Genomic DNA, 14,111 nt, shown 5'->3' on the forward strand with positions numbered 1-14,111 from the left:
TCGACGACTACGAGGCGCTACTGCCCTGGAACATCGCGCTGCCAACCTCGTAGCTCAACCCCTGCACTTGATCTGCGTCGATGAACAGGACGCGGTTTATTGACCGCATACGTACCAACAGCTCCCCCTGTCGGTTCTTCGCGATCCGCAGCGCGCGGCCGACCGCGTCGATCTTGGTTCAAACCGCTCAGTGTCGCGTTTAGCGCCGGCTCCGCAGACCGCCCATCCACTTTCGCGGGGGACGACATGCTGATTCGTCTGCGCATGGTCTGAGTCCCTGTAGCGCTGCGAAGATGCTGCTGATAACGTGTGAGGTAGCTCTGCGGATCGAAAACCTGCCGGAGGCATGTCTTCGATTGCGAAATGAGCGGCCCATGTCATGACCACCCTTGGAGGCGAAGTGGCAAGCAAGCGACAACCCGAAGAGATGGCGACCCTCGAAGGGCTGGTCGGTGCGATCGACCAACTCACAGCCGAGGAGAGACGTCGCCTATATCGCCAGGGCAACGTCCTGTCTCTCGGCAGCGAATTTGCCAGCGGCAACGAGCTCCTAAACGAGACGGTGAAGCGGGCGTTGATAGGGGCGTCGGGGGACCGCCAGGCGGGCGAGCGTGGGCGGCCGTGGCCGCGCTCGGTCAACATCGTCGCCTTCCTGATGGAGTGCATGAAGAGCATCGCCAACGGCTCCCACAAGTCGGTCAGGCAAAAGATCGATCGCCGCGCGGAAGCCCTCGCGACCGACGAGGGTGAGGCGAACCCCGAGATGCATGCCGTGGAGAGGCACCATCCCAGCGTGGAGGACGAACTCGCTGGGCGCCAAGAGAAGGAGGCCCTCCAGACAGCGATGCAGGCCGACGTGGCCGCAATCAGAAAGCTATTCGCACAAGGAGATGTAGTCCACGACATCCTCGATGGGGAGGAGATCGGCATGTCGCCCGAAGAGATCCGCGACATGGCAAACCTCACACCCACCCAGTATGCGAGCGCACGCAAGAAGCTGCGCCGCACCGTCGACAAACACTACCCGGGCAGGAGGCAAAGATGAGCGACGCGCGTAAGACGCTGAGCGCCATCCAGGCGCTCATGATCAAAGACTTGGAAGAGACCTCCGACGATCAGCTTCGAACGGAGTTGCTGGAGGACGGACAGGACCCAGAGATCTTGGACAGAGAGATCGCGGAGTCATTGGACTCCATGGTCGCAGAGTTTCTAAGGGATCGGGTCGCAGCCACAAAGGCGGTCAAGAAGGCTGTGCAGCCTCCTACGGCACCAAACAGGCCAGTACTCGCGAAGATAAAGGAGGTTGTGCAAAGAGCTTTCGAGACCGAGCCAGGTCTTTCGACCGCGTATATGAAGAGGGCCAAGCAAACAGGGGAGATGAGGTCCACGACATCCTGGATGGGGAGGAGATCGGCATGTCGCCCGAAGAGATCCGCAACATGGCAAACCTCACCCCCACTTAGTATGCGAGCGCACGCAAGAAGCTGCGCCGCACCATCGACAAACACTATCCGGGCAGGAGGCAAAGATGAGCGACGCGCATAAGACGCTGAGCGCCATCCAGGCGCTCATGATCAAAGACTTGGAAGAGACCTCCGACGATCAGCTTCGAACGGAGTTGCTGGAGGACGGACAGGACCCAGAGATCTTGGACAGAGAGATCGCGGAGTCATTGGACTCCGTGGTCGCAGAGTTTTTAAGGGATCGGGTCGCAGCCACAAAGGCGGTCAAGAAGGCTGTGCAGACTCCTACGACACCAAACAGGCCAGTACTCTCGAAGATAAAGGAGGTCGTGCAAAGAGCTTTCGAGACCGAGCCAAGTCTCTCGACCGCCTATAGGAAGGGGAGCAAGCAATCAGACAATGATTGGGTTTCCATCTACGACGATCTCCTTCTACTTGGAAAGATAGATCCGGAAAAAAAATATGATTGACGTCCAATCATTGACGCCCGCCGAGAGGCTCCTCTGGAACTACGGGTTTAGAAAGCCGGAGCACATAGACCTCGAAGGCATCGCACTCGCAAGGGGCGCATCAGTCATTTATCGAAGCCTGGATGGATGCGCCGCCCGGCTTCTCACCGACGGCGAAAAGGCAGTCATCAGCATCGAGAAGTCGGACAATCGCGGTCGCCAGCGCTTTTCGTTGGGCCATGAGCTTGCGCATTGGATCAACGACGCGAAGCGATCATCGTTCAAGTGCTCTAGCGAATCTATTGGTCCTCAGAATTCCGAGGCCGCGTCCGTCGAGGCCGATGCGAACGTCTACGCAAGCCAGCTCATTCTCCCCGACTACATGGTAGCGCCCTGGTCGCAAGGAAGATTGATGACCTTGAACGTCGCTGTCGAGCTCGCCGAGGCATTCAAAGCAAGCGTCACGGCATCTGCCATAAAGCTAGTGAAGCGATCAAGCGGTCCCGCTTGCGTGGTTTGCCACAGCCAGCGCGGTAGACGCTGGTTTGTGAGAAGCAGAGCGTGGCCTTTGGATCTTTATCTGAGAAGCGAGCTGCATCAGGACACCGCCGCTTTCGAGATCGCGTTCAAGGCAACGAACAGGATGTCGACGCCTCACAAGGAGGAGGCGAAATGGTGGATGTCCGGGAGAGACGTCTTTCGGATGATGGTGCAGTCGCAGTCAATGAAGCTGGCCGACGAGACCGTCCTTACCATGCTGGCCATGGCGCCTGCTCATTGAAGCGGCCATTGCCGGCTCCTTGAATCCGCCTTAACTACTTTCTTCCAGCAGCTGAGAGAGTTTGGACAGGCCTTGGGCAGAGGGCCCTAACGCGCCGAGCGTTAGTATCGCGATCGGCGCAAAAAAGGGCGACCTTGTGACGGGTGCCTTTACGAAATCGGGGACATCAGTGGTCACGCGGCCAGCAACGACTGCGGCAGTTCCTCGTGCGGCACGACCAACTTTTCGTCAAAAAACATGACCTCGGAACCGACATAGCGCCTTTGAGCCGTGTAGTTGAGCGAGTACGCAAACGCCCGCGATACCTGATACATCTGCTGGATCTCGGCGACGTTGTCGTAGGAGACGATCCAACGGCGGCCGAACTGGCGAGACTGCAGCAAAGCCGCGATTGCAAGGTGATCGTCATGACCGTAGAAGTTGCGATAGAGACCTTGACCTTTGATGTAGTACGGCGGATCGAGATAGACAAGGGACTTCTTTGGCAGGAATGCTTTCGCTTGCTTCAACATCGAAAGCGCATCTTCGTTGTAGACCGAGATGTTCGACGCGTGCAACGCGACAAGTTCGATCCGCTTAGCAATCACGTCCTTCTTGAGTCGAGCATCCAGCTTGTAACTTCCAAGTTGACCAAGCCCTCCGATGACTCCGCCCTTGAGAACGCCAGAGCGATTGGTGCGATTTAAGAAGAGGGTAGCGAAGCCTCGCTCGACAGGCCCAACCGAAATGTCTCCCCGCAGCACTGAACGCCAGTAAACCCATTGTTCGATCGTCACCGGCGTGTCATGCAAGAGGCGCAAAAGCGCCTCAGGCTCCTTGGTCACCGCAATCCAAAAATCGTAGACGGCAACATCGAAATCGTTGATGTGTATATGCGATGCCTCCCCGTGAAACAGCAGTTCCAATGCGACGCCAGCACCGCCGGCATAAGGCTCGAAATAGTGGCCTCCGTCAAGGCCGTTCGCCCGCATGGTGCTGGCGATGAATGGAGCGAATTTCGCCTTGCCGCCAGGGTAGCGCAGGGGCGTGTAAAGCTTGTTGGAAAACATCGACGAAGCCTACCCTGCAGAGGTCTGGTTGGCCAGCCTTTTTTTCGGCCGCAGCGCAGGTGCCGCTACAGAGTTCACAGCGGCCGTGAAGGCCGTGATGAACTGCTCGACGCCCACAGAGTTGTCGGCCACCCAACCTTCGATCAGCTTGAGGCTCTTGATCGCCGAAACCCGTCGCGTGAACCACTTCTTAGCGAACTCTCGATCCGCAGTTACCCGTTGGTCCGCAGTTTCGTTGTCCTGCAACGCGAGGATCCTCTGCTCAACATGATCCGTGCTGTGTTTTTGCTTTCGTAGCGAAGCTCTCATCTGCGTGTAGGTGCCTGTCTCGGAGACGAGCGACTTGCACATCGCCTCCAAGATCACCTCCGGTGATTGCTTTTGCTCTCGGAGCGGGTCGGTCGGAAGCCGAACAATGTTCACCGAACTGGGTGCGCTAGAGCCTGTCGTGGTATCAGCGTCGAGCACGATTACCACCGACTTGAAATAGTTGTCGGCCTTGTGGAGCTGAATCAGGTTCGTGCAGCCCAAGTGCGTCGACAGAACTTCGATCTTTCTACCTGTCGCAGCCTCGATCGACTTCTTGCGCGGCTTCAGTATGGCGTTCAGGAACAAGGCCGCCTCATCGTCCTCTACATACACCTTCGCGACAGGCGGCTTGGGCTCGTCGCGCAGCCTGAGGAACATGTCGTCCTCGATGTCGGCGTACCTGCTCCATTCGAGCAGTTCGACAGGGTTACCGCCTTGCAGATACACGATTGCATCCTGGCGTTGTGCGGTCTTGGGAACCGCAGTAATCGAGCGATGCGCTTCGGCCAACATGGTTAGGGAATGGGTCGTCGCGACGATTTGCAGGTTGAGGCGTCTCGCCTCCCTCTTCAGCTCATCGAAGAGCTTCACCTGCGCCTGCGGGTGAAAGCCGGCATCGATTTCGTCGACTACGAGAATGCCACCGGGGTAGTCGGGCATCTCCCGCTGCAGTCTCTGGAACGACACCAACGCAGTCGCAATCGCACTCAGGGAGTCTTGGCCCAGGGAGACCGCAGTGCTGTCGTACCCGTTGTACGGCGGATGCAGCGAGATCTTGGTCGTCCCCTTGACTGCCTGCGTGGAAACCTCCGGACTGGTTTCCCCCAAGGGAGTACCGGTCGTGATTATTTTCTTGACAAAGGCATCGAGGAAGCGCCTGTCCTCCTCCGAGGCATCGGCAATCGATGTTAGCAGCGCAGCCGGATCCGTCTCGCCGATCGGAAGCATGCGCATCATGCCAAGGTAGATCGTCGGGATTGGCACCTTGCCGTCCGCCGGAATCGTGATGTCGCCAACGACGGCGGGACCCTTCGGCTCGTTTCTCGGCACGATCCGGAGGCCTTCGTTAGCGCGCGCCGTCACATTGCAGCGCTTGTGAAACGCTTGGCCGTTGGCCTCGTATTCGAGCGTCACGTTGGGCTTCAACGCTTCGTCCCGGATGAAGTCACGAACAATCGAAAGACGAATGATTTCCTCGAACTTGGCCTGGGGCAAGCGACCGAAATAGGTCGTGTGATCCCTCCCCCTGGTGAGTCCGGACGCATTGGCAACCAGCGCAAGAATTGTCGACTTACCCACCCCGTTCCGCCCTGCCACCAACGTCAACCTAGGTGCAATATCAAACGTGATCGAACCCAGCTTTCTGAACTTGATCTCGGAGAACGTCACGGACTTGAGCTTGATGGTCCGCTGTTGCGGCTGGGTGGCATCGGGGGGCAATTTACGTGGCATTCGCTAGAAGTCTCGGTTGTTGTTCGACCGTTGCTGGACCCGCGCTCGCAGGAAGGCGCGCGCGGCCGCGCGACATTTTGCAACAACTTGGCATTGCGCCCATCTTGTGTGCAGCAACGAGGTTGCTAGTGGACTTGAGGCCGGACTCCCCTGCCCTGCGCCAACCGCCCCAAGTTTCAGCATTGCGCTCGCTCCAGCCTCGCAAGCTCGCCACCTCGGATCGGGGTCCATATGCGGGCCGAATGGTGGCAACTCCGCTCGGGCCGCCCTCCCTTCGGCGCGGCGCGACCTGGGCCGCGAGCCACTGGGCGACCCGCAGCCAGGTCGCAGGTGCCGGCCGAGCGATCGCAGCCGCGACTGACGAAGGCTCTCTTGGCCGCCGAAGTGGGAGCCTGGGCCCGGAAGAGACATTCGCGGTCCTGGTCTCGTCGCCCCGAAGCTGCCGGTCGAACCCACGCACGGGCACGCGAAGGCGGCCCCGCAGCGGAAGGCACACGTCGACACGCAGCCCACGGAGCGCTTGCCACACGACGAGCTACCGCGTCCACATACAGCAGGACGTTCGCGCCTGCGAAGAAGAGCGCCATGGCCCTTTCGAACCGCAGCGAGTACATTCGGCCACCGACAAAAGGAGCCGACGACCATGGCCATCAGTGGGAATGGGGGGCCCGACAAACCGGACGGGACCGGCTGGCTCACAAAACTGATTTTTAAGGCGATTAGCGAATCGCATCGTGGCATCCGAGGCTACTTGTATGCGGTCCTCGCCTTGGTTGCCATCGCGCTGCTGTTCTCGCAGCCAGCACGGACATACGCCTCTTTTTCTTTGTCCTCGCAGTCCTCTTCCTCTTTCTCGTACTGCTATTCGGCTTCGGCCGAATGGTCCAGGCGAAAAGCCCGTGGTGGGAATGGACTGGACGGGTATTGTTTGCGGTGACCGCGACCGGCGTGGTTCTGGTCGTCGCGGCGATGTTCTACGCAATCTTTAGTGGGCAATGGAAGCGCATACTAGAGCCGCAGGACCCGCGGCCGGCAGACGCCACAGTCAAGCACAAGACTGCCGACAGTATCGTGCTATCAGTGGAACCCCTCTACGCCAGCTACGTGTCGCTGCAGGCGAAGGTCTGGCCTTTGTCCGACAAGAAGGCCGAGCCAAAGACCTACCAATGTGGCCCCATTGTCAAGGCTAGAGACTGCGTTTTGGGCGGCCTGAAGATGGGAACCGCCTATCGCATCGTTCTCGATGTTGGCTGGTCCATCCCGTTCTCATTTGTACAGGACACCCAGGCGTCCGGTTCATTGGAAGTCGCGACCAACGCGTACCAAGTCCCGGTTCCGGTCAACGGGCGCATTGCGGCAGAAGGCTCCAATCACTGGCGAGCTTTTTACACTGGCGGCCTCGAGGTGGACCTCAAGGGGCAGGACAAAAACGGACAAATCATCTACCAAGGTCCAGGCCATCGCGACTGGACGTATGTTGGTGGCGTTCGCAACGGGCTGCCGGATGGTGATGGAAAGCTTGAAAGCGGAACAAGGGACGCGGCCTGCTCTGAGCAGGTGTGTTCCGGCTCGTGTGCAGGGAATTTTGTTGAGGGCAACCTCGCGGATGTCGAGTGCAAACTTGCGCTACTGAACCCAAGGTGGGCGCGCGTCGAGCCGTCCGACATGGGGCCGATGGTGACCGGGTTCAATGCCAAGTACAACGGGAACATAACAGATGGCAGCGCCTTCTACGTCGGTCCGTTCGGAGCGGACGCCAACGGAAAAGGCGTGCTGCAGGAGGACGCCCGCGCAGATGACCCAAGCGGAAAACCGACTGTCCGCATCTCCGGTCTCTGGAAGGGTTCACAGCCCCATGGGCAAGCCACAGTGCTACTTCCCTCCGGAGAGCTTCGAGAGGGCGAATTTGCGGACGGAAGCTTGGTCAAAGGGACGACGCATTTCAGCATTTCGCATTTCATCGCGGATGCTCCGGCAGGCCGTCACTCCTCTGAGTTCTTCCAGCGGCATCAAAGTGGCATGGGAATCTACCTCGGCACTAACGATTTCCGGCTCGGTTCCAGCGGCGGGTCTGCATACCCCGACGATGGGAAGATTGCAGGGTCCGCGAATTCTCAAGTGTTTGTCCTTACGACCCCAGAAGTTCACCAGAAGCCCTTCCGTCAAGTAGCCGGTCAAACGAAGGCCGATTGCTCGCGTTACAGAGGATTCGACCTACTGCCTGATTCGACCGGACGCGGCGAAGGTCCGCAGCGCTGGCACCTTCGAGCTGAAGTCAATTCGGACGGCGACGAGTTTATGTTGGAACTACCTGCGTCGCGGGTCGCCATCCATGTCTTTGTTCACGGAACGGCGGCGCCGCGAGTGCTCGTGTCGCTCGGGAACCAAGATGCGACCCAAAGGATTCTCGAAGTTTCAGATGGCACTCGGACTCGGTCGTTTGACCTGGCGCCACCATGGACCGAGGCTCGAAGTCTTATGGTGCTGGCGAGTCTGGCCTATGGCAAGCAACTGAAGAACCTAGCTACTGGACTCGAAGAGAACATCGAGAATCTGCAGCCGCTGATTGTCCTGTTGCTCTCGCGGGTTTATGCATGTCGCGAGTTTGCGGCAACTTAGGTCTCGCCCCCTGCAAGGAAACTACAGCCAACATGACAAGCAACGCGTCCAGCGAATCGACCTACCCAGCGTCCCGCCCGTGGCAGACTCCGGGCTATTTCTAGTTTCGTCGCAACTGGATAGTTTGGGCATCACGTCCCGCCGACGCTGGTCGCAGGAAACTGTGTAAGACCTCATGCGCAGATGGGTCGGAAGGCTGCCCAGTCGAAGAGTCGAGGTCGCAACGAATGGGCCCCGTCGGACGAGCGAGCATCGACTCCTTCTTTCACATTGTCTGAAATGACCCCAGACACCGTGGCGCGAAACGCTCGGGCTAGGTCAGGTGCTTCATCACTTGTCAGCATTCGCTCGTAGATCCCTGCAATGAAGTCAGGAACGCTGAAGTCGAGCACTGGATAGAGACTGGCGAGTACAGAGCCGGCGCCCACCTGCACGAAGGCACTGGCTAAGCCTATGAACTCGTCCGGAGAGTGGTTCACGTCAGCTACCCCTGATTGACAGGCCGAAAGGCAGACAAAGTCCAATCCCTGCAACCTTGGCAACGCAAGAACGTCAGCCACTGTCAGCATTGATGCATCTTGCAATTCCTCGGCGAACTTGAAGACGAGGCCAGATCCTTCCGGATACCGGGCGTCGAAGTGGCCGTGCATTGCGAAGTGCAGCGCGTTCGGGCCCGAGCCGGCTGAAAGCTCTCGCGCGACGGCTTCGAAGGCATGCCGAGTCGCAGCCCCTGGACCGATAAGGGCCCGAGGCGGCTTGGACCAAGGCAAAGCCGCCACCGCCGGCCACTCCCGCGTTGCCGCGGCGCCCAAGTCGCCTGTTGGATTGACGAACGCAGCAAGGTCCATCGGTCCACGAGCAGCCCGGCGATCGCGATATGTCGCTAGCAGTTGGAGCGCAGTCAGCCCGGGGGAGAATCGGAGCACGCGCTCCTGAATCGCGAATACGCGCGGCCCTCGGTCACTCCTCCAGGCCACGTGAAGCGGCAGGGCATCGAGCACTCCCTGCGTCACGACCGTGAGGGGCCAGTCTCCGCGAAGCTTCAACTCGGCCTCGGCGAAGGCGCAGACGGGACCAAGAAATTCAGTCCAGAACTCCTGTCCCAAATTCAGAAGAACTGCCTCGAAGCGCTCCAAGCGCTCGGCTTGCGTGAGGCTACTCTCCTCGAAGAGATCGGACTCGCAGCGCACGAAGCGCTGCAGCCACTGGTCGAGGGTATCGGTCTTCAGCCGGGGCATCATCAATTTGCGCAGTCCCTCAACGTGTCCGCTGGCCTCGACGGCAGAGATGATGAAAACCACAGTTCCAACCGACGATGTGGCGGGCAGCGCCATTGCACCACCAGTGGGCGCGAAGTGGCGCAGGTCGTCGACCGTGGGCGGTTGCAGCAGTGTGTCCAAGCCCAAACCGTAAGTTTCGCGATCGATTGTCGCCGTCAGTTCGACTAGTTGTGATCGCAAATGGGACTGCGCCGGGCTCGTAGCGTCGCCGGCGGCCCAGTCCTCCTGGGATAGCGCCAGTCGCACCGAATCAAGCGCGCGGTGCAGGCTTGCGATGTGTTCGGCTTGCGACTCGGTCAGATTGCAGCGCGAGACAAGAATCGCGGCGTCGCCGAGCAGGCTCTCGCGCAAGAAGAAGCCGCGGTTGGATTCGACGAATGCAAGCGCTTCTTCCGTCCGCCCCAGGGTCGCCAGACACCACGCGCCCAGACCGCCGAGTTCCTTGCCGAGAGAAATCGACTGCTTGCGCCCTCCCCTGGTTTTCGATACCGCAAGTCTCATGGATCGCCGCTCTGCCGCAGCCTGCAGCCGCCACAAGGCTTGCTCATGGCGACAGGCTCGAGCGAGCCGCGCCGCATGTTCGACATCGAAAGACGGTTGATGCGTCGCTATCCAACTGAGGTTTTGTAGCGCGTCAAGGGCACGCGCTGCGCGTTCACCCGCTTCGATACTGGCAGCAAGGTCGCCGAGCGCCTCTTGCGCGGTAGCGATGACGGAATAAGCGTCGAAGCGCAACTCATGGCAGCGCACCTGCTCCCGTTCCTCCTCGGCGAGGTTCTCGAGCAGGCGCAGCGCTAAGTTGCCGTCGGCGAGCGCCTGCGGCGCCGCCTCGATCCGGTCGCGCTTCAGCAGTCCTTGCGCACGCATCAGCAAGGTGCCGCCGTACCGGCGAACACCCTCGTAAGGCTGCTTGTCGCCAAAAGTCTGCAGCGTGTAGTGGCGGATGTCGATCGCCGCGTCGATGTCACTGCGCCACTGCGAGTGGAATCCCCGCCCGCGCGTCAGCGAAGCCTGAGCCCTGTTTAAGTGGGCAGACGCCAAGTCGTCACACCACTCCGTTGAGCAGGCGCTTCGCCCCTCTCTAAATCGAGCTGCGAGCAATTCGATCGCAGTGTCCTGGGCATCCATGGTTCTGGACAACGCTTCGTCGGAATCGAGAAGCATTCCTGCGATGCCGGCCTGAAGCAACGCTTTCGCCTGCAGGTGCGTAAATGCCAGCTTCTGTTCGACATCCGCCGTATCGTCATGCGAGCCCTGTGCGGCTACAGCGGCTGCAGTGCTGTAGGCATCGAAGGCCCGCGCCGGAGTTTCGTCGAGCTCCAGCAGTCTGGCAGTTCCAAGGTTCATCCAATTGCTAGCCAGCTCATACCGCTTCGCGATCCCCATCACACCTCCTGCCGGCACGCCAACCTCGATTGCGGCGATGGCTCGCGTGTACGCAGCTGCGGCGCGGCTGGCGGAATTAGATCCACCGAGCACCAGTTCACACGAGGCAAGCCGCGACATGACTCGCGGCAAGAGCTGATCGTCACTCGCGAGCGTCGCACTGAGCCTCACCAGTTCACTCCGCCCCAGGATCGTCTTCTCGATAGACGCACCAATCAACAAGTCGGCGCGATCCAAAATGGCTCGATGTACCATGTCGTCGTCCACTCCAAGTGCGGCACAATCCTCGATCACGCCGCTAAGGTCCGCGACTAGATTCGCGTCGGAATAGACATTCGCGGCGTGCTTCGCCTCCACTTGCATCGTCAACAAGAGGTGCCGTATTCGAACGCGAGTGCGCTCCCGCTCGGGCGTTAGCTGACCCTTCGCTTTTTCCAGGTATTGCAGTGCTTGTGTGTAGTCCTCAAGCGCCAGCCAGTGGCCGTCATTGGCAACGTCGAGGCGCTGCACCGCGCGATCGATGTGCAGCTGGGCGCACAACATAAAAAGCTCACCGTCGTCGTCCCGACCTTGTACGTCGAGAGCGCGACACTCTCCCAAGGCGACGTCAAGCAGCTCGAGTGCGCGCTGTTTGCCGTCGCCCGCGTTCTCGGCCAGCGCCAAGCTGCCGAGACGTCCCATGAGGGCATTGGACGTGTCACGCTCGGCGCGGCTTACCAGCCGCTGCGACGCGAGACCGGCGAGCTCATAGCGCTCCACCCATAACTCTTTCGGTGCCCGCTCGGCAGCCGCAGCACAAATAGCCGCCACAGCGAGATCATGCGTTCCCTGGACCAGCAAGTCGGCGATCTCACTGGCGTAAAGGCCGGCGGGCGAATATCGGCCAACCTGCTGTATCGCCCATGCGAGCCTGCGCGGCAAAGCGTGCGCGACGCTGGAAGGATCCACCAGTTCGCTAGCCCACTTGTGCAAGTCGTCTGCTTGAGAAGATGAGAGCCCGTCGCTGGCACCACTACCGACAAGTTCCAGCAGCCAAGCAGCCAGGATTGCAGTCGCTGATGCACCACCGCGCGCCAAGTGCACGGCGCGCTGGCGCACCCATTCAGGTTGAAACGAGATCAGGTCGCCGATCAGAGCAGCCACGCAAAACGCAGGATGCACTAGTATTCCGTCGCGCAATCCGCCACGCTCGACAGCGGTCACCTCAGGCGAATTCAAAGTTTCGTCATGCATCGCGCGGCAACGCATGAGAACCTGCAACGCGTCGGCGTTCCACGCAAGAAAGCGATCATGGGCCGAGTCCTCAACCCCTGTCCCGTTCTCTCTCAGCAATTTGGGCGCATCTGGGCTGGACAATGCGTCGTCTTCGCTCAGGCAACGCGCTTTGCCTGGCAAAGTCTGCGCAAACAGGAAGTTGGCAAACGGGTTGTCGAGAGGAGACATCGCACCTGGCCGCCTGGCGCTACAGGTCGAGCAGGTGCCAATTGCCGTCGGCAGTGCGCTCCACCAATCCCCGAGTAAGGCCGGACGAAAGCCGGAGGTCGGACAGGCCAACGAGTGTGCGGCTAACCTCTTCGGGATCTGCAAGGTCCGGCGCGCCTGCGACTGCCAAAACGATCTGTGCCAGCGAAGCCGATCCGCCTGCCAACTGAAGAGCTGCCACCAGACGCAGCTGTGACGGCGTCAGCTTGACCGCTCGCCGCATAAGCCTTCGTGCCAGCAAGATAGCCGACGAGATAGACGTCGCGACGGCTGTCACTACGGCTGGCATCGATTTGCTGTCTGCGACCGCTGTAGCAGCGGCGACAAGTGCCGGAGAGAGTGTGGCGATAAGGTCTAGGTCGTCGCTGCGAATCACCCAGCGACCCAATCTGGCTCGGAAGCCTCCGTCAGACTTCACCCCGAAGTCATCGACACACTCCGCAGCAACGTGCAAAGCCACAGCAGGCATCACACCCAATTCAACCAGCCGACTGGCTAGAAAGTTCCTGGCATCGGCACGACTGGCAAAGTCTCGTGTTTCAGACTGATCCATTGTCACTTCCTGAGCAAAGCACATGAGTTTTCGACGCCCTCTGCACAGCCCGAAGAAGGGGGTCGTATTGCTTGACGTGCCGAAACGTGCGACGTCGTCGGCGCCTGTGACGCCACTCTACACTGGGTCGTTCCTATTTGGCCATCACACCGTTCGCATTCAGCGCGATCGACCGCCATAGGACTCCGCGCGCATCGACGACAGTGGGTCTAGCGCCTTCGCGCCCAAGAAGCTGATCCCGACCCTTCTCGATCGCGACGACGTTCAAAAAGAATAGCTCGGCGCCCAGGCAGTTCAAGCTCCGGCGGTGGAGCTGACGCTCATCTCACCCGGCAACTCCCCTACCCTGCGGCCGATCGTCCGAGCTATCGCCCGAGCCCACTCCTCACCACCCTGCCCAGGCAGCCACGGCTTGCCCAGCTTGACGTTCGGCCCTTGGCGCGCGCCGACTTTCGTGGGGACGCGGCGCGACCTGGGCCGCGACCCACTGGGTGACCCCGCTGCCCGGTCGCCGGCGCCGGCCTGGCGATCACTGCGACAAACGACAGCTCTCTTGGCCGCGGAAGTGGGAGTCTGGGCCCAACCGAGTCATTCGAGGATCATGTTTAACGTGCCACAATGCAGACACTCAGACACTCAGGCCTCGCTGAATCCTGCGCCGCGGCGTCCGGTCGTTCTACCCAGTGAAACCGGCGTCCGCCGCCTCGCCATTGCAGACACCATCTGCCCTGTCCGGCTGTCGTCGTCGTCAATAGTTCGGCATTGGGCAGGCCCAACCCCGGAGCATGAAGCGTGGGGCGTGGCTGGCGACGGGTGGAACGTGGTTGTAGGATAAAAATGGGCGCTGCTGACGAGGTCGGCCTTCCCTTGGTGCGGTAAGCCCGTTCAATAGTTGGACCCGCAGTCCTGCGAGCACCCCGGAATGTGGCAGAGGGCGGCGACGCCCCGAAGCACGCTTAGTAGAGCTCGATGACGAGGACTGCCTGCGGTGCCCATCAACCGCCAGGAGGTTCTCATGCAAGTGCTTTTCTCGCGCTGTGCGGGCTTGGACGTGCACAAGGACACCATCGTGGCCTGCGTGCGATGCGTCTCGCCGCCCATGCATCAGGAGGTGCGCAGCTTCGGCACCACGACTGCCCAGTTGCTCGAACTGGCCGACTGGCTGGCCGAGCACGACTGCACCCACGTGGCGATGGAGGCCACCGGCGTGTGATTTGAACCTTGATCGCCGGTCATGTCATTCGAATTGTGGAGGCCTTAGGCCAGTCGCATTGGGGCAGACGCTCAA

The 14,111-nt window shown here is 60.2% G+C and carries 8 protein-coding genes and 1 pseudogene; 5 read left to right on the top strand and 4 right to left on the bottom strand.

Annotated features, from left to right (window positions below; genetic code table 11):
- The first annotated feature begins 379 nt into the window (after positions 1-379).
- The 3 genes from QTI24_RS21495 to QTI24_RS21505 all read left to right on the top strand — a co-directional run bounded on the left by QTI24_RS21495 (position 380) and on the right by QTI24_RS21505 (position 2,693).
- On the top strand, positions 380-1,045 hold the full coding sequence (locus QTI24_RS21495; protein WP_286603252.1) for a hypothetical protein: 666 nt from the start codon (positions 380-382) through the stop codon (positions 1,043-1,045).
- 483 nt (positions 1,046-1,528) lie between these two features.
- Positions 1,529-1,933, top strand: coding sequence for a hypothetical protein (locus QTI24_RS21500; RefSeq protein WP_286603254.1), 405 nt, complete (start codon positions 1,529-1,531; stop codon positions 1,931-1,933).
- Entirely contained in the window at positions 1,926-2,693 is a 768-nt protein-coding gene (locus tag QTI24_RS21505; protein WP_286603256.1) for an ImmA/IrrE family metallo-endopeptidase, read from the top strand. Before QTI24_RS21500 ends, QTI24_RS21505 begins: the two co-directional genes overlap by 8 nt.
- Before the next feature lie 173 nt (positions 2,694-2,866).
- Here QTI24_RS21505 and QTI24_RS21510 read toward each other — a convergent pair whose 3' ends face one another.
- Both QTI24_RS21510 and QTI24_RS21515 read right to left on the bottom strand, forming a co-directional pair.
- Positions 2,867-3,742, bottom strand: coding sequence for a DNA adenine methylase (locus tag QTI24_RS21510; RefSeq protein ID WP_286603258.1), 876 nt, complete (start codon positions 3,740-3,742; stop codon positions 2,867-2,869).
- A gap of 9 nt (positions 3,743-3,751) precedes the next feature.
- On the bottom strand, positions 3,752-5,503 hold the full coding sequence (locus QTI24_RS21515; protein WP_286603260.1) for an AAA family ATPase: 1,752 nt from the start codon (positions 5,501-5,503) through the stop codon (positions 3,752-3,754).
- A gap of 879 nt (positions 5,504-6,382) precedes the next feature.
- On the opposite strand from QTI24_RS21515, the gene QTI24_RS21520 reads away from it, so the two are divergent.
- Positions 6,383-8,122, top strand: coding sequence for a hypothetical protein (locus tag QTI24_RS21520; protein WP_286603261.1), 1,740 nt, complete (start codon positions 6,383-6,385; stop codon positions 8,120-8,122).
- Between the two features lie 173 nt (positions 8,123-8,295).
- Here QTI24_RS21520 and QTI24_RS21525 read toward each other — a convergent pair whose 3' ends face one another.
- Entirely contained in the window at positions 8,296-12,231 is a 3,936-nt protein-coding gene (locus tag QTI24_RS21525; RefSeq protein WP_286603263.1) for a CHAT domain-containing protein, read from the bottom strand.
- A 19-nt stretch (positions 12,232-12,250) separates the two neighbouring features.
- Entirely contained in the window at positions 12,251-12,823 is a 573-nt protein-coding gene (locus tag QTI24_RS21530; RefSeq protein ID WP_286603264.1) for a hypothetical protein, read from the bottom strand.
- A gap of 1,015 nt (positions 12,824-13,838) precedes the next feature.
- Between QTI24_RS21530 and QTI24_RS21535 the strand changes: the two are divergent.
- Positions 13,839-14,033 (top strand): annotated as a pseudogene (locus QTI24_RS21535) (IS110 family transposase); the annotation flags it as partial.
- Between the last annotated feature and the right edge of the window lie 78 nt (positions 14,034-14,111).

The organism is Variovorax sp. J22P240 (assembly GCF_030316855.1).
In the GTDB taxonomy this organism is placed as follows: Bacteria; Pseudomonadota; Gammaproteobacteria; order Burkholderiales; family Burkholderiaceae_C; genus Variovorax.

Bases quoted from the DNA above. Each gene is read 5' to 3' on its own strand.
- QTI24_RS21495 (WP_286603252.1), top strand. From the start codon at position 380: ATGACCACCCTTGGAGGCGAAGTGGCAAGCAAGCGACAACCCGAAGAG.
- QTI24_RS21500 (WP_286603254.1), top strand. From the start codon at position 1,529: ATGAGCGACGCGCATAAGACGCTGAGCGCCATCCAGGCGCTCATGATC.
- QTI24_RS21505 (WP_286603256.1), top strand. From the start codon at position 1,926: ATGATTGACGTCCAATCATTGACGCCCGCCGAGAGGCTCCTCTGGAAC.
- QTI24_RS21510 (WP_286603258.1), bottom strand. From the start codon at position 3,742: ATGTTTTCCAACAAGCTTTACACGCCCCTGCGCTACCCTGGCGGCAAG.
- QTI24_RS21515 (WP_286603260.1), bottom strand. From the start codon at position 5,503: ATGCCACGTAAATTGCCCCCCGATGCCACCCAGCCGCAACAGCGGACC.
- QTI24_RS21520 (WP_286603261.1), top strand. From the start codon at position 6,383: ATGGTCCAGGCGAAAAGCCCGTGGTGGGAATGGACTGGACGGGTATTG.
- QTI24_RS21525 (WP_286603263.1), bottom strand. From the start codon at position 12,231: ATGTCTCCTCTCGACAACCCGTTTGCCAACTTCCTGTTTGCGCAGACT.
- QTI24_RS21530 (WP_286603264.1), bottom strand. From the start codon at position 12,823: ATGGATCAGTCTGAAACACGAGACTTTGCCAGTCGTGCCGATGCCAGG.